The sequence below is a fragment of the Streptomyces sp. NPDC044719 genome, assembly GCF_056433405.1.
The window spans coordinates 703,770-722,971 of the sequence record NZ_JBWKHE010000005.1 but is presented as its reverse complement, the minus strand read 5'-3'; the positions used below and the strand labels follow the sequence as shown (position 1 = coordinate 722,971).

Sequence of the window (19,202 nt, the reverse complement as noted above, 5' to 3'; positions counted from 1 at the left end):
ATCGTCTCCCCTCGTCTCTCCTCTCCCCATGGAGCACGCCATGACCACTGCCGCCGTCCGTCACCCCGCCGCCGTCGATGCCGTCAACGCCCTCGCCGGGCCCGGCGGTCATCTGATGACCGCCGCACAGCTCTCCGCGCTGGCCGGTGTCGGCACCGCCGACTGGGCGCGCTTCGCCGCCCACTGGGACGAGCTCACCCTCGACACGTACATGGCCGACGGAGGCACATACCGGTTCCGTCGCTACGGACAGTTCGAGCTCGACCCGGCCGAGGGCGAACTCACCCCGCTTCCGCACGCGCCGTACCGTCAGGAGTCGGACATCAATCCGCTCAACGGCGGCGTCGAGCGGGTATTCGACCCGCTGACCGAGTCCTTCACCGGTGACCCGCTGCTGCGTTCCGTCCTCGTCGAACTCGGCCGGATCTTCACCGCCGTCGACGGCACCGCGTCGTGGAACGTGAAACTGCACCCGTACCGCATCAGCGCCTCCGCGGACCAGCAGGGCCAGCCGGCGCCCGAGGGGCGGCACCGGGACGGCGTCACCTTCATCACCTCGCTGCTGATCGGCCGCAGCAACGTCACCGGCGGTGAGAGCGGCGTCTACTCCGACGAGGGTGAGCACCTGCTCACGGTTACCCTGTCCGAGCCCGGTGACCTGCTGCTGGGCGACGACCGCCGCACGCTGCACTCGGTGACCCCGGTGCGGCCGGTGGACCCCGAACTCGCCGCTCACCGCGACGTCCTGGTGATCGCCTACACCGCCCGCTGAGCCGCCGCTGAAGCCCCACACCTCATCGTCCGCCGCCCTAGGAGCCCCTCATGACCGTCAACGCGGCCCGCCGCGCCTGGCTGACCGATCTGCCCGTCCTGCTGGTCGCGGTGGTGTGGGGCTCCAGCTATCTCGCCGCCAAGGACATCACCACGACCCAGACCGTCCTGGCCGTGCTCCTCCTGCGGTTCGCCGTGGTGCTGCCGGTCCTGGTCGTCACCGGGTGGCGCAAGCTGCGGGCGCTCGACAGAACACAGATACGGGGCGCCGGCGTCCTCGGGCTGATCCTGTCCGGGATCTTCCTCCTGGAGACGTACGGCGTCGTGCACACCTCTGCGACCAACGCCGGGCTCATCATCAGCCTCACCATGATCTTCACGCCGCTCGCGGAGAGCCGGCTCACCGGCACCCGGCCCTCCCGGTCGTTCGCCGCGGCCGCGGGGCTCTCGGTGCTGGGTGTCCTGCTCCTCACCCAGGGCGCCGGGTTCAGCGCACCGTCCCTCGGTGATCTGCTGATGCTGGGCGCGGCCGTGGCCCGTACCGTGCACGTCCTGGCGATGTCGCGCATGCGGTCCGTGCAGGGTGCGGACGCGCTGTCGATGACGACGGTGCAACTGGGCAGCGCGGTCATGGTGTTCGCGCTGTTGTTCGCGGCGCCCGGTACCGGCAGCACCCCGTGGGCGGCCGCGGCGGACTTCGACGCCGGCGACTGGCTCGGACTGCTCTACCTGTCGGCGTTCTGCACCCTGTTCGCGTTCTTCGTGCAGATGTGGGCTGTACGCCGGACATCGCCCTCCCGGGTCAGCCTGCTGCTCGGCACCGAGCCGGTGTGGGCCGCCGTCTTCGGAATCGCACTCGCCGGGGACCGGCCGGGATGGCTGGGGTTGCTGGGCGCGCTCCTCGTGCTCGCGGGCACGGCATGGGGCCGTAGCGCGGCAGCTCCGCGGCAGACGTCAGTCGTCGAGCCAGCCGAGCCGGACGGCGCAGACACCGGCCTGGAATCGGCTGGCCGTTCCTAGCCGTTCGGTCAGTTCGGAGACGAGGCGGCGGACCGTGCGCTCGGAGACCCCGAGCTTGCGGGCCATCGCCTCGTCGGTGAGTCCGCCCCCGAGCATCCGCACCAGCTCGCGGTGGCGGCCGGTCGGGTGCCAGTCGCCCTCGGGGCTGTCGGTCGCGGACTCGGTCAGCACGGTGGCACTGGCCCAGCAGTGCTCGAAGATCCCCCGGAACACCCCGACCAGCGTCTCGCCGCGCAGCACGACGGCGGCGATCTCCCCGTCCGATGTCTGGGACGCGGGCACGATCGCCAGCGAGCGGTCCACCACGATCAGCCGCAGCGGCAGGGTGTGCGCGGTGCGGACCTGGGCGCCCGCGCCGTTCAGCCGCCGCAGATAGGCCGTCATGTGCGGAGCGGCGGCCGCCGAGCTCAGATGGATCGTGCGGGCATGTGTACGACGAGGCGCCGGACGTCGCCCGTACGGTCGCCGCTGCCGGTTACGCGGCGGTCGTCGGCCACACCGACGCGGCGGGGGCCCGCCGGGCCCTGCCGGTGTACCAGGCCGCGGGGCTGCCCTGCCTGCTGCCCTTCGTACGGGCCGGGGTACCCGCACTGAGCTGGGCACCCGACGGGGACGCGCCGGCCCGCAGGATCGTCGAGGGCGCGCTGGCCCTTGGGGTGAACGCGCTCACCGTCGCCCAGGACGAGGAGCCCGGCTGGGCGGCGCTCGGGCTCGCGGTCGGCGAGGAGGCCGGGCGGGCGGGCTCGCGCCGGGCCCCGGTGGCGCGCCGGCGGTGCTGGCACCGCAGGACCGGTTCGCGCGCTTCGCGCAGGGCACGGATCCCGTCCTCACTCCGACGGACTGCGGGCTGGTCTCCTTCGCTCGGCTGCGCCACGCGGCATCGGACCGTGAGGTGTGGGCCGTCCACCCTCAGATGTGCGCGACACGCCGGGTCAGAGCCGCCGTCACGGCACTCGCGCAGGCCCTGTCCGAGGCTCCCGCGCTGCGCGATACGGCACTGAAGGAGGCCGTACGAGTCCGCTCGGGAACCCTGCTCACCGTCGAGGGAGCCCCCCTTGGAGACGGCTGGCTGATCTCCCGGCTGCCGTGGGTGTGCACGGCGGGGACCCCGCTCTGACCCGATGGTTACGCCCGAGCCCGAATCAGCTTTCCAGGGCTTCCCCAGGCCATCCGCATGCGAACCACACCGTCTTCCCGCCCTCACGCCACACCGACACGCCCCACTTGTCGGCCATCGCGTCGAGCAGGAGCAGCCCACGTCCGTTCTCGGCGTCCGGGTCCTGCCGGGGCGGGGCCGGTCCAGGACATGCCGTACGACGTGACCGGCGGGTTCGGCTTCGGCGACCTGCCCGCCGGTGACCTCACGGTCGTGCGTGAAAGCCACCGGCTACCGCCCGGCCGCACCCCCGTGACCGACGCGCGGGTCACCCTCGTCGACGCCGGGAACGTCGTGGGCACCGCCATCACCGGCGCGGACGGCGCCTACGCCTTCACCGACCTGGACGCGGGCGACTACTCCCTGATCGCCAGGTCCATCCGCGGCTGGCGCATCAGGACAGCTGACGGCCCTCTCTGCTGAAGACGGCTATGTCACTACCGAAGGCACAGGCCAGGAGGCCGCTTTCGTGCAGGGCCACCGCTTGGCACGTTCCGGGTACGTGGATGACATCGATGAGGCTGAAGGTGCGGAGATCCCAGATCCGGACCGAGTGGTCGGGCGAGCCGGTGACGGCGACCGGGCGACCGTCCAACTCGGCGCACACTAGGGCGGTCACGAATCGGGTGTGGCCGGTCATCGCGGGCCCGACGTCCTGGTGTGTGCGCAGGTCCCGCACCCGGATCGCGTGGTCTTCCGAGGCGAACAGGACCACTGGGCGGTCGCCCAGCGTCGTACAGGCGATCGGCCCCTGCGAATAGCCCGGTGCGGGAGCCCCCAGGGCTCGGCCCTTGGCCAGATCCCAGACCCTGACGGTCTTGTCGGCCGAGGACGCCGTGACGGCGACCGGGCGGCGGTCCAGTACCGTGCACGCGACGACCGAGACCCATCTGCCGTGGCCCTTGAGGGGCGGATACATCTCTTCGCCCGTGGCGAGATCCCACACCCGTACGTTGGCCTTCAACGTCGTGCCGACCGCGACCGGGCGTCCCTTCAGGGCGGTGCACGCCACCCGCTCGACGGATTCGAAGTCGAGCAGGATGGGCGCCCCCACGGGCTCGCCCGACAAGAGGTCCCATGTCCGCACGGTGTAGTCCAGGTCGCCACTGCTGACCGCGACCGGGCGACCGGCCAGCATCGTGCAGACCATGGATCGCACACCTTCCGCGTGGCCGGCCATGGGCTCGCCCACGGGCAGTCCGGTGGCAAGATCCCACACCCGCACGGTTCTGTCCTCGGAGGCGGTGACCAGGACGGGTCGTTCGTCGAGGGACGACAGGTCGAGGCTCGTGACCACGTTGGTGTGACCGATCACGGGTTCGCCGGCGACCTGGCGAGGCGACAGGTCCCAGACCCGCACCGTGCCGTCGAACGATCCGGTGACGGCGACCGACTGCCCGGACAGTGACGAGCATGTCACCGACAGAACACCGGAGTTGTGCCCCTTCAGCGGCGGCCCCACCTGCTGCCGCGTGGTCAGGTCCCAGGTCCGGACGGTCGCGTCCTCGTGGCTGACGAGCGCGACCGGCCGGCCGTCGAGCTCCGCGCACACCAGCGAGAACGCCCAGTCGGCGTGGCCCGGCCACTCGGCCAGGTACCGGCCGGTCTCCAGGTCCCAGAGGTGCATGGAACCGTCCCGTGCGTGGCCGACGGCGACCGGGCGGTCGTCCAGCCGTGTACATCCCACGGCCAGGATCCAGAGGTCCCTGGTGCCCTGCAGAGCGCGCAGCTTGCGCTGGGACCCCAGGTCCCAGACAAACAGATCTTCTCCGATCGCGCTGACGGCGACGACGGGCCGGCCACGCACCACCGCACACGCGAGGGAGGTCACATGGCCCTTCACGGTCAGCGGCACTCCCACGGGGCGGCCGGTGGCCAGGTCCCGGATCCGGACCGTGTTGTCCTCCGCTCCGGTGACGGCGACCGGGCAGCCGTCCAGCTCCGTGCACACCAGCTTCTCCACCGACTTGGTGTGGCCGGTCAGGGGCTCTCCCACGGGGCGGCCGGTGGTCAGGTCCCAGATCCGGACCGTGTTGTCCTTCGAGCCGGTGACGGCGACGGGACGACCGTCCAGCTCCGTGCACACCACCGCCTGGACCGCGTCGGTGTGCCCGGACAGCGGTTCTCCGAGCGGCCGTGCGGTGGTCAGATCCCAGATCCGCACGGTGTTGTCCCGGGCAGCGGTGACGGCGACCGGCCGGCCGTTCAGCTCCGTGCAAGCCACCCCGCCCACCGGGGCCGTGTGACCGACCAACGCGCCCCGCATGTTGGCCGACACCTGCCAGCCGGACGCGGTGACGGGCTTCCACGTATGCTTGGCCGACCGGCTGTTGAACGCCTCCAGGACCGTCGGCACGTTGAAACGAGCGGCGTTCACCGCCAGGACCTGGCGCCGGCTCGCCACGTCCAGCTCGCGATGGACGTTGAGGGCGAGGAGATAGATCGCCGCGTGCAGGCGCGCGAGGTCGCTCTCGGCCCGCAGCAGGTGGAGGGCGAGGGTGTCACAGTCCGCGTGGACCAGGTACTCGGTGTCGGCCAGCAGCGTGTCGAGCAAACCGGCGGCGACCGCGTGGGTGGCCAGGTGCCGCAGGGCGTACGGATGTGCCCGCCCCCAGTCGCGTGTGCCGTCCAGGTGATACGGCACCGCCCCCCGCAGCACCACCGTGAACGCCCGGTGCGCCCGCCCCGGGTCCTGTCCCTGTCGCAGATACTCCGCCATCGATTCGTGGTACAGCCGGTACACCGACCGCCCGTCCTCCACCGCTTCGACGACGTACGCCCCGGCGTCTCGCCGGAGTTGGTGAAGGTCGTGATTGGCGTACGGCCGGCCGGCGAGTTCCGAGGCGAGCGGGGCCCAGATGTCCTCCCAGGGCAGGCCCTGGCCCTCGGCGTAGGCGAGGGGGCGGAGGAGGTCGAGGATGCGGTCGGCGTCGTCGGCGAAGCGCTGGTGCAGGTCGCGGTGCATGGCGTCGGCCGCGGCGCGGGGCAGGGAGCGGCGCCAGACGGGGTCGTCCGGGTCGGGCAGGGCCGGGGTCGCGGCGAGCGTGCCCGCGGTGATGCGGGCGACCAGGAAGCAGTTGCCCGCAGCCGCGGCGACCGCCTCCGCCACACCCATGCGCACCCGGCCCGGGCAATCGAGGTACGGCGAGTCCCGGTGGGCGTCCAGGAGATTGCGCAGCGTGTAGACGAGGACGGCGTCCGGGTCGGCGTACAGCGTCGAGTCGAGGTCGATGTGGCCGTCCGGGGACAGGCCGAGGGGAGCGAAGAGGTGGGGGCGGGTGCCGAGGAGGAGGCGCAGGTGAGCCGCCGCCAGTTCCATCAGCGGGCGTAACACCTGACCGCACAGGCTCGTCGGCGTCGCCGCCTCGTCCAGGCCGTCGATGAGGATGACGTGAGGGCGGTCCGGTTCGGGACGGGCACCGAGGTGGTTGAGCAGATCCGCCACCGCCTCCACCGGCGGCAGCCGCAGCGCCGCGCAGACCGCCCGCACGATCTGCTGGTCGGTGAGGCTCTGCGCGTACACGGTCGTCCCGATGGACTGCGCAGGCGGAAGCTGATCCTCGCGCAGTCCGATCGACGAAAGCGGCACCGTACGCCGGTACTCGGGGTCGCTCACCGCCGCCAGCAGACCCAGTACGGCCGTCTTACCCGACCCGGGAGCACCGGTGACCACCAGCGCCGGGCACGCCTCGGCGGCCGGGTCGCCGAGCCACTCGGTGATGTCGTGCAGGGCCCGGTGACGGCCCGAGAACCACCAGCCCACCCTGCTCGGATCGCTGTGCCCCATCGCCCGCCGCAGCAGCCGCGTCCGGAACTCCACGTCCCGGCGCTTGTCCTGCTCGTCCCACTCCGCCGCCTGTTGCAGGGCCATGTCGGTGTGGGAGAGACGGTGGCTGTGCTTCGCGTTGGGCAGGAACGGCGGGATCTCGCCCGTCAGGCCGATGATCTCCAGGCCGATGTGCTGGAAGTCCGGGCGTTTCGGGTTGGTGCGCGTGGCGTTCACGACCGCGTCCAGGGCCAGCAGCGGCGGGGTGTAGCCGGCCGTGGCCAGGCTGGTCACCGCCTCGGCCAGCAGCTCCGGGAAGGCACCCGTCTGGGCGAGTTCCCGCGGCTGCGCCGAGGTGATCACCGCCAGACCGGCCTCGTCCTCGCGCCAGTCGTTCTTCAACCGGGCCATGGCGGCCAGCAGTTCGTTGCCGCCCTGGCCGGAGAAGCAGGTGTCGAGCATCAGCAGCAGCCGCCGCACCTTCGTCCCGGCGAGGATCTTGCGCGCCAGCGTGCCGGGCAGCAGCGCGTCGTACAGATCGTCCGGCTCGGTGTCCGCGGTGAGCAGGACATAGTCGCCGTTGTCGAGGACCTCCCCGTGCCCCGCGACGTACACGGCGACGACATCGTCCGGACGGCGCTCTGGAGCACGGCAGAACTCGCGCAACTCGCGCAGCAGTTGGTGCTTGCTGGGGTTCAGGCCGAGGTCGGACACGTGCGTGTAGCCGAGCTCGCCGGTGAACAGCTCCACCACCCTGCGACGGGCCTCCACCAAACCCGGCCGGTCCCACTCCAGCTCCGCAGGCGCGTTCGGGTAGTGGCTGACAGCGGTCGCGATGAGGAAACGCCGTGGCTCGGTCCCGCTCACGCCAGGCCCTCCGCTACCGCTTCGCCCGTCTCCTTCGCCGTCAGATAGAGCGTGGCGTCGTGCGCGTGCGAGCCGTTGTGGACGACCCTTCCGGCCACGCCCGTCCCGAAGAACAGCGACAGGTCCCGCACCGCTGCCACGACATCGCCCTGGTCGACGACGTTCGTCCACGACGCCGTCCCCGGCCACGTCTCAGGCCCGGGTCGCAGCCGGTCGACGACCATGCGCATCCCCAGCGGCGACCCCAGCGTCACCAGCGCGCGCACTCCGTGCCCGTCCAGTGCGCACAACGCCTCGTACGCGACGACCGAGCCGAGCGAGTGCGCCACCACCACCCGCGTGTCGGGGCCTATCGCCTCCTCGACCCGGCTCCGGGCCGCCTCCCGCAACTCCCCGTCCAGCAGATAGCGGCGGACCTGCTTCAGATCGAAGACCAGCGCCCGCAGGGTCACATCGCCGAAGAAGCGCGAGTGCTGGAGGACCCGCAGGGCCGTCTGCGCGGCACGTGGGGAGCGGGCCAGGGTGTCCCCACCGGGCGGCGGCACGCTCGGATCGACCCGTGCCGCCTCCGACCACCACTCCAGCAGCAGCTCCGACTCGAACCCGTCCTCCACGTCGTCCGCCGTGAACATCGGGTCGCCGACGGCGAGGGTGTGCCCGGGGGGCCGGAACAGGTCGCCGTAGAACGCCATCCGCAGGTCACCGGTGGCGAGTTCCGGGCCGCCCGCCCGGTCGAGCCCGTCGGCGAGCGCCGGCTCCCAGTCCTTCAGCAGCGTCTTGCTTCCCAGCCGCTGCTTCCCCACCCCGTGCACACCAACGATCCGCGCCATCGCACCCGTCCCCCGAGTTCAGCAGGACCCTTCACTCTAGAGTGGCCGGCTCGGCCCCGCATTCGAACCACACCGTCTTCCCGCCCTCACGCCACACCGACACGCCCCACTTGTCGGCCATCGCGTCGAGCAGGAGCAGCCCACGTCCGTTCTCGGCGTCAGGGTCCTGCCGGGGCGGGGAGACGGGCAGCCCGTCGCTGCCGTCCGACACCTCGACCCGCACGCCGTGCGGCTGCCGCAGCAACAGCAGGGTGCAGCGCCGGTCCGGAACGTGCCGTACGACGTTCGCGAGCAGCTCGGTCACGCCGAGTTCCACGGCGTCGGACAGCTCGGGCGTGCGCCACTCCTCGAGGAAGGAGCGCACGATACGGCGGATGTGGCGGGCTGCGTGTTCACCGACGGTGAGGCGGATCGTGTACTGGGCGGGAAAGTAATCGTTCACGAGACGAGGCTGACGTGCGGTGACTACCCTCGGCTACGGAACGAATACAACCCGTCCCGTGGTGGACGGAGTTGCGTGAGAGGGGCTCTGCGTGACCAACATCAACGCCCTTGACCCGGGTGCCTCGCCCTTGGACTACTACGGCTTCGAGCTGCGGCGGCACAGGGAGGCGGCGGGCCTGACGCTGAAGCAGCTCGGGGGAATCCTCAACTACACCGGCTCGCTGGTGGGCCAGATCGAGACAGCGCGGAAGGTTCCGACGCCGGAGTTCAGCGAACGGGCGGACGCGGCCCTGGGCACGGACGGCATGTTCTCCCGGCTGGTGGAACTGGTGCTGCGCAGTCGGCTTCCGGCCTGGTTCCAGCAGGTGGCGGAGCTGGAGATGCGGGCCACCGAGATCTGCTCCTTCCAGACGCACATGGTCCTCGGGCTGCTGCAGGCCCAGGGGTACGCGGGGGCCGTACTCGGGGCGCTGGACCAGACCGACCTCGAAGACCGCACGGCGGTACGGCTGGCTCGTCAGCGGGTCTTCGAGAAGGCGGAACCGCCGGTCTTCTGGGCGGTCCTGAGCGAGGCCGCGCTGTACTTGGAGATCGGGAGCCCGGAAGTAATGCGGGAGCAACTGGCCCACCTGTTGTCCTTCGAGCGCGACCCTCGGATCAACATCCAGGTGTTGCCGTTCTCGGCGGGTGCGCACGCAGGGCTGACAGGCTCATTCGACATCTACCGCTTTGCGAGCGATCCGACCATCGTCTACACGGAGAGCTACGGCAGCGGTCATCCAACTGCGAATCCGGACACCGTCAAGAACTGCTCGCTCCGTTACGATCACCTTCGAGCTGCCGCGCTCTCCCTCAAGGACTCGGCGAAGCTCATCCGGCGCGTGATGGAGGAACGCTATGGGGATCCAGTGGCATAAGTCGTCGTACAGCAGCGACCAGGGCGGCCAGTGCCTGGAGGTCGCCGAAACCCCGCACACCACCGTCGCAATACGCGACTCCAAGAACCCGGCGGGACCGATCCTCACCCTCGACCCCGCCACGTTCTCCACCTTCATCAACTGGACGACGGCGACTACAACCGCTGAATGATCGTGCCGGTGGCCAAACCGCCCCCCGCACACATCGTGATCAGCGCGAACTCCTTGTCCGTGCGCTCCAGTTCATGAAGCGCCGTCGTGATGAGCCGGGCCCCGGTCGCCCCGACCGGGTGCCCGAGGGCGATCGCGCCGCCGTTGACGTTCACCTTCGACAGGTCCTGCTCGAAGACCCGCGCCCAACTCAGTACCACGGACGCGAACGCCTCGTTGATCTCGACGAGGTCGATGTCCTTCAGGGACATCCCGGCCTTGCCCAGCACGGCGTTGGTCGCGTCGATCGGGCCGTCGAGGTGGAAGTGGGGGTCGGACCCCACCAGCGCCTGGGCCACGATCCGGGCCCGGGGTCGCAGCTTCAGGGCGCGAGCCATCCGCTTCGACGCCCACATGATCGCCGCCGCCCCGTCGGAGATCTGCGACGAGTTGCCGGCCGTGTGCACAGCAGTCGGCATGATCGGCTTCAGAGAAGCCAGTGCTTCCGCCGACGTGTCGCGCAGACCCTCGTCCTTGTCGACCAGGCGCCACATGCCCTGCCCGGCGTGCTGTTCTTCCTCCGTCGTCGGGACCTGGACGGCGAAGGTCTCTCGTTTGAAGCGCTCCTCCGCCCAGGCGTGGGCGGCCCGCTCCTGGGAGGCGAGCCCGAGCGCGTCGACGTTCTCCCTCGTCAGCCCCCGGTGCCGGGCGATCCGCTCGGCCGCCTCGAACTGGTTCGGCAGGTCCACGTTCCACTCGTCGGGGAACGGCTTGCCCGGCCCGTGCTTCGAGCCCGACCCCAGCGGCACCCGGGACATCGACTCCACCCCGCAGGAGATGCCGACGTCGATCACGCCGGTGGCGACCATGTTGGCCAGCATGTGGGAGGCCTGCTGCGACGACCCGCACTGCGCGTCGACGGTCGTCGCCGCCGTCTCGTACGGCAGCCCCATCGTGAGCCAGGCCGTGCGCGCGGGGTTCATGGACTGCTCGCCGGCGTGGGTGACCGTGCCGCCGACGATCTGTTCGACGCAGTCGGCGGGGATGCCGGTGCGGCCCAGGAGTTCGCGGTAGGTCTCGCCCAGCAGATAGGCGGGGTGCAGATGGGCGAGCGCGCCGCCGCGCTTGCCGATCGGAGTGCGTACGGCTTCGACGATCACGGGTTCGGCAGCCATGGGTGCGGGTCCTCTCCGGGAGGCTACGCGGAACTAGTACGCGTTCTAGTTCTGTCAGCAGTGTGCTGACGGTCACTCGGTGACCGCAAGGGTCGTGCGGGCAATTGAGGGGTCCATGCCTCTTGCTAGTTGTAGAACCCGTTACTACCGTCACCGCAACTCCGCACAGCTGATGGGCCGTCAGAACAAGAGTCGGTACGAGTGGTGGGAGCCGCCCATGCCCTGTCCCGCGCTGCCCGACGGGTTCGACTTCACCGACCCGGACCTGCTCCATCAACGCGTGCCCCTGCCGGAGTTCGCCGAGCTGCGCCGGGTCGAGCCGGTCTGCTGGGTGCCGCAGCCGCCCGGTCTCGCCGGCTTCCAGGACGAGGGGTACTGGGCCGTCACCCGGCACGCCGACGTCAAGTACGTCTCCACACACCCGGAGCTGTTCTCGTCGTACCTCAACACGGCGATCATCCGCTTCAACGAGCACATCGACCGGGACTCCATCGACGCCCAGCGGTTCATCCTGCTCAACATGGACCCGCCGGAGCACACCCGGGTCCGGCAGATCGTGCAGCGCGGGTTCACGCCCCGGGCGATCCGAGCCCTGGAGGAACGGCTGCGGGCCCGGGCCCTCGCGATCGTCGCCAACGCCCGCACGCACACCGGGCCGTTCGACTTCGTCACCCAGGTCGCCTGCGAACTGCCGCTCCAGGCGATCGCGGAGCTGATGGGCGTACCGCAGGAGGACCGGGACAAGATCTTCGACTGGTCCAACAAGATGATCGCCTACGACGATCCCGAGTACGCCATCACCGAGGAGGTCGGCGCCGAGTCGGCCACGGAGATCATCGCCTACGCGATGAACATGGCCGCCGACCGCAAGCAGTGCCCCGCCCACGACATCGTCACGCAACTGGTCGCGGCGGAGAACGAGGGCAACCTCAACTCGGACGAGTTCGGCTTCTTCGTGCTGATGCTGGCCGTCGCGGGCAACGAGACCACCCGCAACGCCATCACCCACGGCATGCACGCCTTCCTCACCCACCCCGAGCAGTGGGAGCTGTACAAGAGGGAGCGCCCGTCGACGACGGCGGAGGAGATCGTGCGCTGGGCGACCCCGGTCGCCGCCTTCCAGCGCACCGCCACACAGGACACCGAGCTGGGCGGCAAGCGCATCCGCAAGGGGGATCGGGTGGGGTTGTTCTACGCCTCCGCCAATCACGACCCCGAGGTCTTCGACGAGCCGGACGACTTCGACGTCACCCGCGATCCCAACCCGCACCTCGGGTTCGGCGGGGGCGGCCCGCACTACTGCCTCGGCAAGTCCCTCGCGGTACTGGAGATCGACCTCATCTTCAACGCCATCGCCGATGCCATGCCGGGTCTGAGGCTGGTGGACGATCCGCGCCGGCTGCGGTCGGCATGGATCAACGGTGTGAAGGAGCTCCGCGTCAGTACGGGCAGCTGAGTGGGGCGAAGGCGGCGACCCCGGGGATCAGGGGGCCGCCGCCTGGCCGTCCAGAGAAACAGCCTTCGCTGATGCCTGCAATGTCCCCTTTTACTAGGTGCGGCCGCATTCAGGGCGGCGGCTAGGCCTGTGACCGGGACTGGTATCTACGGCCTCGCTTCGTACGTGACGTCGGTCATGTGGGGCGCTTCACTGCCGTGGGCGCGTCGAAGGTGACCGGCGTCTCGAACGCCGCCCGGCGTGTGGCGCGGCGCAGCGCCCTGAGCACCGCCGGGCCCAGGGTCAGTGTCAGGGCGACCGTGACGACGGCCCGGCCCAGGTCCCAGCCGAGCGAGGTGGCCAGGCAGTACGCCAGGAAGCGGGCCAGGTTGGCGGGGACCGCCGCCTGCGGGTCGAAGGCGACGTTCGAGGCGAGCGCGCTCATGAAGGGCCAGCCGGCCATGTTCATCACCGTGCCGTAGGCGAACGCGGCGAGGAAGCCGTACCCGGCGAGCATCGCCAGCTCGGTACGGCCGCGCAGGCGGTCCGGGCCCGGCAGCAGCCCCGCGCCCATCGCGAACCAGCCCATCGCCAGCATCTGGAACGGCATCCAGGGGCCGACCCCGCCCGTGAGCAGCGCCGACGCGAACATCGTCACCGAGCCCAGCACGAACCCGAAGCCCGGGCCGAGGACCCGGCCGCTCAGCACCATCAGGAAGAACATCGGCTCGATACCGGCCGTACCGGCGCCGATCGGCCGCAGGGCGGCCCCCGTGGCGGCCAGCACGCCGAGCATCGCCACCGCCTTCGGGCCCAGACCGGACTCCGAGATCGCCGCGGCCACCACCGCCACGAGCAGCACGAGCAGGCCCGCGAAGAGCCAGGGCGCGTCCTGCGCGTGGGCGCTGAGCTGCGACGTGGGCGGGGCGAGGAAGGGCCAGGTGAAGCCGACGACGCCCACGGCGCTGACGAGGGCCAGGGCGGCGAGGGAGCGGGGGCCGAGGCGGACGGCCCGGGCCTGGCGCCGGGTGTTCATGAACCGGCCTCGGAGTGCAGGGCCTCGCGGACCTGGGACACCGTGAGCCAGTGCTGCGGGGCCAGGATCTTGGTGACCTGCGGGGCGAAGGACGGGGATGAGACCACGACGTCCGCCGTAGGCCCGTCCGCGATCACCTCGCCCTCGGCGAGCAGCACGACCCGGTGGGCGATCTCGGCCGCCAGCTCCACGTCGTGTGTCGCCAGCACGATGGCGTGCCCCTCGGCGGCGAGTGCGCGCAGCACGGTGACCAGCCGGGCCTTCGCCGCGTAGTCCAGGCCCCGGGTCGGCTCGTCCAGGAGCAGCAGCGGGGGCCGGGCGGTCAGTACGACGGCCAGGGCGAGGGCGAGACGCTGGCCCTCCGAGAGGTCCCGGGGGTGAGTGTCGTCGGTGACGCCCGGGAGCAGCTCGGTGACCAGGGCACGGCAGGTGCCGGGTGTCGCTCCCGCGTCCTGGTCGGCCGCCGCGCACTCGGCGGCGACGGTGTCGGCGTAGAGGAGGTCGCGGGGTTCCTGGGGGACGAGGCCGACCTTGCGGACGAGGTCCCTCGGGGCGGTGCGGTGCGGTGTGGCTTCGCCGAGCCGGATGGTTCCGGAGGTGGGGGTGATGAGGCCCACCAGGGAGTTGAGGAGGGTGGATTTTCCGGCGCCGTTGCGGCCCATGAGGGCGATGGTTTCGCCGGGGGTGATCGTGAGGTCGATGTGGCGCAGGGCTTGGATGCGGGAGCGTGTGACGGAGAGGGCTTGTACTTCGCCTACGGGGGTGGGGGGTGCCGGGTGTCGGCGGGTGCCGGTGGTGTGTGGCTGGTCGCGCCCACGCGGCGGTAGCCGCAAATTGATTGCAGCCCCACGCCCCTGAAGGGCGATGCCCTCGCGTCCCTCAAGACGTCCGCGTAGATCCGCTGACCTCCGCCGCGCGTCACGGACCGTCAGTGGCAAGGGGGTCCAGCCGGCCAGGCGGCCCAGGGCCACCACCGGGGGATACACCGGGGACACCGCCATGACCTCGGCCGGAGGGCCGACGATCGGGGCGGCGCCCGGGCTCGGCAGCAGGGCGACCTGGTCGGCGTACTGGATGACGCGTTCCAGGCGGTGTTCTGCCATGAGGACCGTCGTGCCGAGGTCGTGCACGAGGCGCTGGAGGACCGCCAGGACCTCCTCGGCGGCGGCCGGGTCGAGTGCGGAGGTCGGCTCGTCCAGGACGAGGACGGCGGGGTGCGGGGTGAGGACCGAGCCGATCGCCACGCGCTGCCGCTGGCCGCCGGAGAGCGTCGCGATCGGGCGGCTTCGCAGGTCGGCCAGGCCGAGGAGGTCGAGCGTCTCCTCCACGCGGCGGCGCATCACGTCCGGGGCGAGGCCCAGCGACTCCATGCCGTAGGCGAGTTCGTCCTCGACGGTGTCGGTGACGAAGTGGGCGAGCGGATCCTGGCCCACCGTGCCGACGACGTCGGCGAGTTCGCGCGGCTTGTGCGTGCGGGTGTCGCGTCCGGCCACCGTGACCCTGCCCCGCAGGGTGCCGCCGGTGAAATGCGGCACGAGCCCGCTGACCGCGCCCAGGACGGTGGACTTGCCGACACCTGACGGACCGGCCAGGAGGACGAGTTCGCCCTCCGGGACCTCGAAGTCGATGCCCTGGACGGTGGGTTCGGAAGCACCGTCGTACGTCACGGAGACATCCTCGAAGCGGATCACGACGGCTCCTTGGGATCGGGGGCGACGAACGCGGGCAGCAGACCGAGCAGGATCGCCGCCGCGGGCCAGACGGGGAGCGTGGGGGCCACGAGCGGCACCACGCCGGGGTGCAGGGCCGCGGGGTCACGGACCGAGGCGAGCACGAGGAGCGCGGCGACCGCCACGCCGGAGGCGACGACCAGCAGCGCGCGCACGTCCCAGCGGTCCGGGCGGTACCGGGTGCGCAGCGACCTCCGGCCGCCGAGCCGGAGGCCCGCGAGAGCGGCGGCGAGGCCGACGAGCAGGATTGGGAAGCCGTAGGCGGCGCCCTCGGCGGTGAGCAGCCCGTACGTTCCGGCGCAGACGCCGAGCAGGCCGCCGAGGGTGAGGACGGCGGTGGTACGGCGGACCGCGGCCGGGACCCGGGCGGTACGGCCGTAGCCACGGGCGTCCATCGCGGCGGCCAGGGACACCGAGCGCTCCAACGCGCCCTCCAGGACCGGGAGGCCCACCTGCAGCAGGCCCCGGAGCCCCTTGTCCGGGCGGCCGCGCAGCCGGCGGGCGGCACGCAGGCGCTGGACGTCGGCGATGAGGTTCGGCGCGAAGGTGAGGGCGACGACGACCGCGACGCCCATCTCGTACAGGGCGCCCGGGAGGGACTTGAGGAGGCGTGAGGGATTGGCGAGGGCGTTCGCGGCGCCGACGCAGACGAGCAGGGCGGCCAGTCGCAGACCGTCGTACAACGCGAAGGCGAGGGCCTCGGCCGTGACCTCGCCGCCGAGACGGATGCCCTGCGCCCAGTCGGGGAGGGGCACTTCGGGGAGGGGGACGAGGGTGTGCGTGCCGGGGATGGGGGAGCCCAGGACGATCGCGAAGAGGAGGCGGACGAGCAGGACGGCGAGGGCGAGTTTGACGAAGGCGCCGTAGGAACGGGACCAGGGGGTCGCCGGGCGGCAGGTCGCCACGACGTAGGCGGAGACCGCGATGAGGAGGGTGAGGAGGAGGGGGTTGGTGGTGCGGGTGGCGGCGGTGCCGAGGGAGAGGGACCAGAGCCACCAGGCCCCGGGGTGCAGAGGGGCTCGGGGCCGGCGCGGGGGGTGGGAGGGCGCGTCGCTGAGCCGGTCCGCGCTGCTAAGCCTGGTCACGCCGCCGTACCTGCCAGACCGCCGCCGCCCCCAGTGCCGTCACCACGGCGATGCCCGCCAGCAGGCCCAGGGACGGGCCCTTGTCGTCGGACGTGTCCTTCTTCGCCGCCGGTGACGACTTCTTGGAGCCGGACACCTGCTCACCGCAGCCCTTCTCCGGGTAGCCCGCGATCGCGCACAGCAGGGCGTTCGTGTCGTAGCGCAGCGGCTTGGCGACCGTCGCGAGGGCATCTGCCGTGGTCGCGTCGGGGGAGACCCGGGCACAGGCCGTCCGGGCGGGGGGCGGGGTCTCGCCCTGCGGGGCGTCCGTCTTCGTGCCGGGGTCGATGACGAGCGCCACCCGCTTCTTGCCGTCCTGCGCGGGGGTCTTCGCGCAGATGGTCTCGAAGTCGGCCGTGCCGCGCGGCCGGGCCGCCTCGGCGGAGTCCTCGCTCACCGCGAAGCGGAAGCCCTGGACGTCGCCGTCCGAGGGGCGGGCCATGGACGGGCCCTGGGTGGCGTAGACCCAGCGGTCGCCGTCGCGGTCCCAGAACGACCAGTACCGGTATCCGGCGGCCTGGGCCTGGCCCGCGCCCGCGATGAGCAGGAGCGAGGCCAGCAGGAGGAGAACGGCCCGGCGGATCATGACTGCTGCCTCTTCTTGCGGCCGGTGAAGAGGAAGCCGATGCCGATACCGGCGACGAGGCAGACCCCGACGTACCACCAGACGCCGAAGAAGTCCGACTTCGCGTCGTCCTTCGTGTCGGCAGCCGAAGGCTGTTCGGGGGCCTGCGGGGCCGGGCCCGTCGCGTTGAGCTGCTTCACCAGGTCCGTGCCGCCGAAGTCGCGCGGGTTCGCGCCGGTCGCGTGCGCGGCGAGGATCAGCTGGGCGTAGGCGGCGGGGCCGTTCTGGGCGGCCCAGGTCGCGGAGTTCTTCTCCAGCCAGGCCAGGGACTTCTCGGCCTGTGCGGTGTCGCCCCGTGCGGCGAGCGCGACGACCGCGTCGGCGGTGTTGCCGTGGTCGGGCTGGGGGTCCGCACCGGCGAGGGCCGAGGTGAGGTGGCCGTCGTCCTTGGTGAGGGCCTTCGTGAGGTAGGCGGCACCGTTGGCCGCCGCCTGCTCCGGTGTCCCTGGCTTGGCGCAGGTGGCGTCGGACTTGGTACTGCCGGGCTTCACCACCATGCCCGTGCCCAGCGTGCCCAGCACACCCGCCGCCGTGGCGTCCGCGTTGGCCGCCAGCTTGCCCTTCTTGTCCGGCTGGAACGCGAAGGCGCCGTCACCGTCCCCGCCGCAGGGCAGGGCGAGCTTCAGCAGGGCGTCGAGGGGCGACTTCCCGCCCTTCTCGACCTGGTCCGGCTTCTCGCCGACGGCGGTCAGCGCGCCTATGACGACGGACGTGGAGTTGGTGTCGCTGGCGCCGCCGGGCGAGTAGCCCCAGCCGCCGTCCTTGTTCTGGACGGACTTCAGCCAGCCGACGGCCTTGCCGGTGACGGCGTCCTGACCGCCGAGCGTGGCCAGGGCCTGGACGGCGGCGGCCGTGGCGTTGGTGTCCAGCATGGTCTTGGCGTCGCACGCGGCGGTGGGGTCGGGGCGGTAAGAGGCGAACCCGCCGTCCTCGCACTGCTGCCGGACCAGCCACTGGACGGACTTTCCGGCGGGCTTCACACCCACCGTGTCCTGCGCGAGGAAGGCGAGCGACTGGCGCCAGACGCCGTCGAACTTCGGGTCCTTGCCCCCGTACAGGGCGGAGGGGAACGCCTGGGACGGTGACGGGGACGGGTCGGCGGCGGCCGGGGTGGCGGCGCCGATCACGGCGACTGCGGCCAGGACCGCGGCGCTGCGGCGGACGTTCATGATCGGCGGGTGCCTCTCCCTGTGGGGGAGTCGGGCAGCACGGGGCACCCCCGGGCGGCTCGGCTCCGTATACCTCGACGGTGCCGTGCACCGGCGGGCTGCCGGGCACGTGAGCCGGTCACGATCCGTACGGGGCGATCCGGCTCACCGCCTGCCTCGGCGGGCGGTTCACGGTTGCGGGTCAGCGCCGGAATTGCACCGGCTTCCCCCTGTACGGGTGTGATGACGACCCGCTTACTGTACCCGCACGTCAAAAACGGGCCGAGGGCGCCGTACGGCCGGGTAACTTCGGCCCATGGCGACGACACCACCGGGAAGGCTCCTCGGCTCGGGCCGCCGCGCCGACGTGTACGAGATCGACGAGATCTGGGTGCTGCGCCGGGAACGGGAGGGCGGGGGCGACGCGGCGGCCGAGGGTGCGGTGATGGAGCACGTGCGTTCCCACGGCTATCCGGTGCCCCGGGTGCGCCCGACCGGCTCGCGCTCCGACCTGGTGATGGAGCGGCTCTCCGGCCCGACCATGCTCCAGGCCTGTCTGGCGGGCACGCTGGAGGTGGCGGAGGCCGGTTCGATCCTGGCCGGGCTCCTGCGCGACCTGCACACCGTCCCCGCCCTGCACTCCACCGACCCGGCGGCCCGCGTCCTCCACCTGGACCTCCACCCGGAGAACGTGATGCTCACGCCCGAGGGGCCGCGCGTCATCGACTGGTCCAACACGGAGGAGGGCGACCCGGGGCTGGACTGGGCGGCGTCGGCGGTGATCCTCGCCCAGGCCGCCGTCTCCGGCGACCCCCTGGCCACGGCCGCCCGCACCATGCTGGCCGCCCTCCTCGCGGGCCCGACCCCGCTCACGCGGCCGAACCTGACGGAGGCGCTGCGCCGGCGGGCCGGCAATCCGACCATGAGCGGCAGGGAGGTCGAACTGCTGCACCACGCCGAGGAGTTGATCCTGTCCGTGAGGCAAACCGGTTAACGTGAAGCTCCACG

Annotated in this window: 17 protein-coding genes, 1 pseudogene and 1 riboswitch; of the genes and pseudogenes, 8 read left to right on the top strand and 10 right to left on the bottom strand. The window is 71.6% G+C overall.

Annotated features, from left to right (window positions below; genetic code table 11):
- Positions 1-40 precede the first annotated feature (40 nt).
- A complete protein-coding gene (locus AC07DF_RS23425) occupies positions 41-772 on the top strand; it encodes a 2OG-Fe dioxygenase family protein (protein ID WP_478974497.1) in 732 nt (243 codons plus the stop codon).
- Between the two features lie 50 nt (positions 773-822).
- A complete protein-coding gene (locus AC07DF_RS23420) occupies positions 823-1,791 on the top strand; it encodes a DMT family transporter (protein ID WP_478974494.1) in 969 nt (322 codons plus the stop codon).
- Here the strand turns inward: AC07DF_RS23420 and AC07DF_RS23415 are convergent.
- Positions 1,726-2,175 (bottom strand): response regulator transcription factor, encoded by a 450-nt coding sequence (locus tag AC07DF_RS23415; RefSeq protein WP_478974491.1) that lies wholly within the window; start codon positions 2,173-2,175, stop codon positions 1,726-1,728. The two genes, AC07DF_RS23420 and AC07DF_RS23415, sit on opposite strands and share 66 nt — an antisense overlap.
- Before the next feature lie 388 nt (positions 2,176-2,563).
- On the opposite strand from AC07DF_RS23415, the gene AC07DF_RS23410 reads away from it, so the two are divergent.
- Positions 2,564-2,908, top strand: coding sequence for a hypothetical protein (locus AC07DF_RS23410; RefSeq protein WP_478974488.1), 345 nt, complete (start codon positions 2,564-2,566; stop codon positions 2,906-2,908).
- A 288-nt stretch (positions 2,909-3,196) separates the two neighbouring features.
- Positions 3,197-3,370 (top strand): annotated as a pseudogene (locus AC07DF_RS23405) (carboxypeptidase regulatory-like domain-containing protein); the annotation flags it as partial.
- Here the strand turns inward: AC07DF_RS23405 and AC07DF_RS23400 are convergent.
- The 3 genes from AC07DF_RS23400 to AC07DF_RS23390 are packed head-to-tail and all read right to left on the bottom strand — an operon-like array spanning position 3,342 to position 8,852.
- Positions 3,342-7,580 (bottom strand): AAA family ATPase, encoded by a 4,239-nt coding sequence (locus AC07DF_RS23400; RefSeq protein WP_478974485.1) that lies wholly within the window; start codon positions 7,578-7,580, stop codon positions 3,342-3,344. The pseudogene AC07DF_RS23405 and the gene AC07DF_RS23400 overlap by 29 nt on opposite strands.
- Positions 7,577-8,410 (bottom strand): hypothetical protein, encoded by an 834-nt coding sequence (locus AC07DF_RS23395; RefSeq protein ID WP_478974482.1) that lies wholly within the window; start codon positions 8,408-8,410, stop codon positions 7,577-7,579. The genes AC07DF_RS23400 and AC07DF_RS23395 overlap by 4 nt, the downstream gene beginning before the upstream one ends.
- A gap of 31 nt (positions 8,411-8,441) precedes the next feature.
- Positions 8,442-8,852, bottom strand: coding sequence for an ATP-binding protein (locus AC07DF_RS23390; protein ID WP_478974479.1), 411 nt, complete (start codon positions 8,850-8,852; stop codon positions 8,442-8,444).
- A gap of 91 nt (positions 8,853-8,943) precedes the next feature.
- Here AC07DF_RS23390 and AC07DF_RS23385 point away from each other — a divergent pair, with 91 nt between their 5' ends.
- Complete coding sequence (locus AC07DF_RS23385; RefSeq protein ID WP_478974476.1) at positions 8,944-9,771, top strand: helix-turn-helix domain-containing protein; 828 nt, start codon at positions 8,944-8,946, stop codon at positions 9,769-9,771.
- Positions 9,752-9,943 (top strand): DUF397 domain-containing protein, encoded by a 192-nt coding sequence (locus AC07DF_RS23380; RefSeq protein WP_478974473.1) that lies wholly within the window; start codon positions 9,752-9,754, stop codon positions 9,941-9,943. The genes AC07DF_RS23385 and AC07DF_RS23380 overlap by 20 nt, the downstream gene beginning before the upstream one ends.
- Here the strand turns inward: AC07DF_RS23380 and AC07DF_RS23375 are convergent.
- Entirely contained in the window at positions 9,927-11,096 is a 1,170-nt protein-coding gene (locus tag AC07DF_RS23375) for a steroid 3-ketoacyl-CoA thiolase (protein ID WP_478974470.1), read from the bottom strand. The genes AC07DF_RS23380 and AC07DF_RS23375 overlap by 17 nt on opposite strands.
- A 217-nt stretch (positions 11,097-11,313) precedes the next feature.
- Here AC07DF_RS23375 and AC07DF_RS23370 point away from each other — a divergent pair, with 217 nt between their 5' ends.
- A complete protein-coding gene (locus tag AC07DF_RS23370; RefSeq protein ID WP_478974467.1) occupies positions 11,314-12,552 on the top strand; it encodes a cytochrome P450 in 1,239 nt (412 codons plus the stop codon).
- 175 nt (positions 12,553-12,727) lie between these two features.
- On the opposite strand, the gene AC07DF_RS23365 is transcribed toward AC07DF_RS23370, so the two are convergent.
- From AC07DF_RS23365 to AC07DF_RS23345, 5 genes are read right to left on the bottom strand one after another with little or no spacing between them, the layout of a single operon-like run.
- Positions 12,728-13,567 carry an ECF transporter S component gene (locus tag AC07DF_RS23365; protein WP_478974464.1) on the bottom strand — a complete coding sequence of 280 codons (840 nt, stop codon included), beginning with the start codon at positions 13,565-13,567 and terminating at the stop codon, positions 12,728-12,730.
- Positions 13,564-15,258 carry an ABC transporter ATP-binding protein gene (locus AC07DF_RS23360; RefSeq protein ID WP_478974461.1) on the bottom strand — a complete coding sequence of 565 codons (1,695 nt, stop codon included), beginning with the start codon at positions 15,256-15,258 and terminating at the stop codon, positions 13,564-13,566. The genes AC07DF_RS23365 and AC07DF_RS23360 overlap by 4 nt, the downstream gene beginning before the upstream one ends.
- On the bottom strand, positions 15,255-16,382 hold the full coding sequence (locus AC07DF_RS23355; RefSeq protein ID WP_478974458.1) for a CbiQ family ECF transporter T component: 1,128 nt from the start codon (positions 16,380-16,382) through the stop codon (positions 15,255-15,257). Before AC07DF_RS23355 ends, AC07DF_RS23360 begins: the two co-directional genes overlap by 4 nt.
- Positions 16,369-17,007, bottom strand: coding sequence for an SCO2322 family protein (locus AC07DF_RS23350; RefSeq protein ID WP_478974455.1), 639 nt, complete (start codon positions 17,005-17,007; stop codon positions 16,369-16,371). The genes AC07DF_RS23355 and AC07DF_RS23350 overlap by 14 nt, the downstream gene beginning before the upstream one ends.
- Positions 17,004-18,215, bottom strand: a complete 1,212-nt coding sequence (locus AC07DF_RS23345) for a prenyltransferase/squalene oxidase repeat-containing protein (RefSeq protein ID WP_478974452.1) — start codon at positions 18,213-18,215, stop codon at positions 17,004-17,006. Before AC07DF_RS23345 ends, AC07DF_RS23350 begins: the two co-directional genes overlap by 4 nt.
- Positions 18,216-18,339: 124 nt before the next feature.
- A riboswitch (cobalamin riboswitch) is annotated at positions 18,340-18,472 on the bottom strand.
- 38 nt (positions 18,473-18,510) lie between these two features.
- On the opposite strand from AC07DF_RS23345, the gene AC07DF_RS23340 reads away from it, so the two are divergent.
- Positions 18,511-19,188: a phosphotransferase gene (locus tag AC07DF_RS23340; RefSeq protein ID WP_478974449.1), complete on the top strand. Its 678-nt coding sequence runs from the start codon at positions 18,511-18,513 to the stop codon at positions 19,186-19,188.
- Positions 19,189-19,202: the final 14 nt, after the last annotated feature.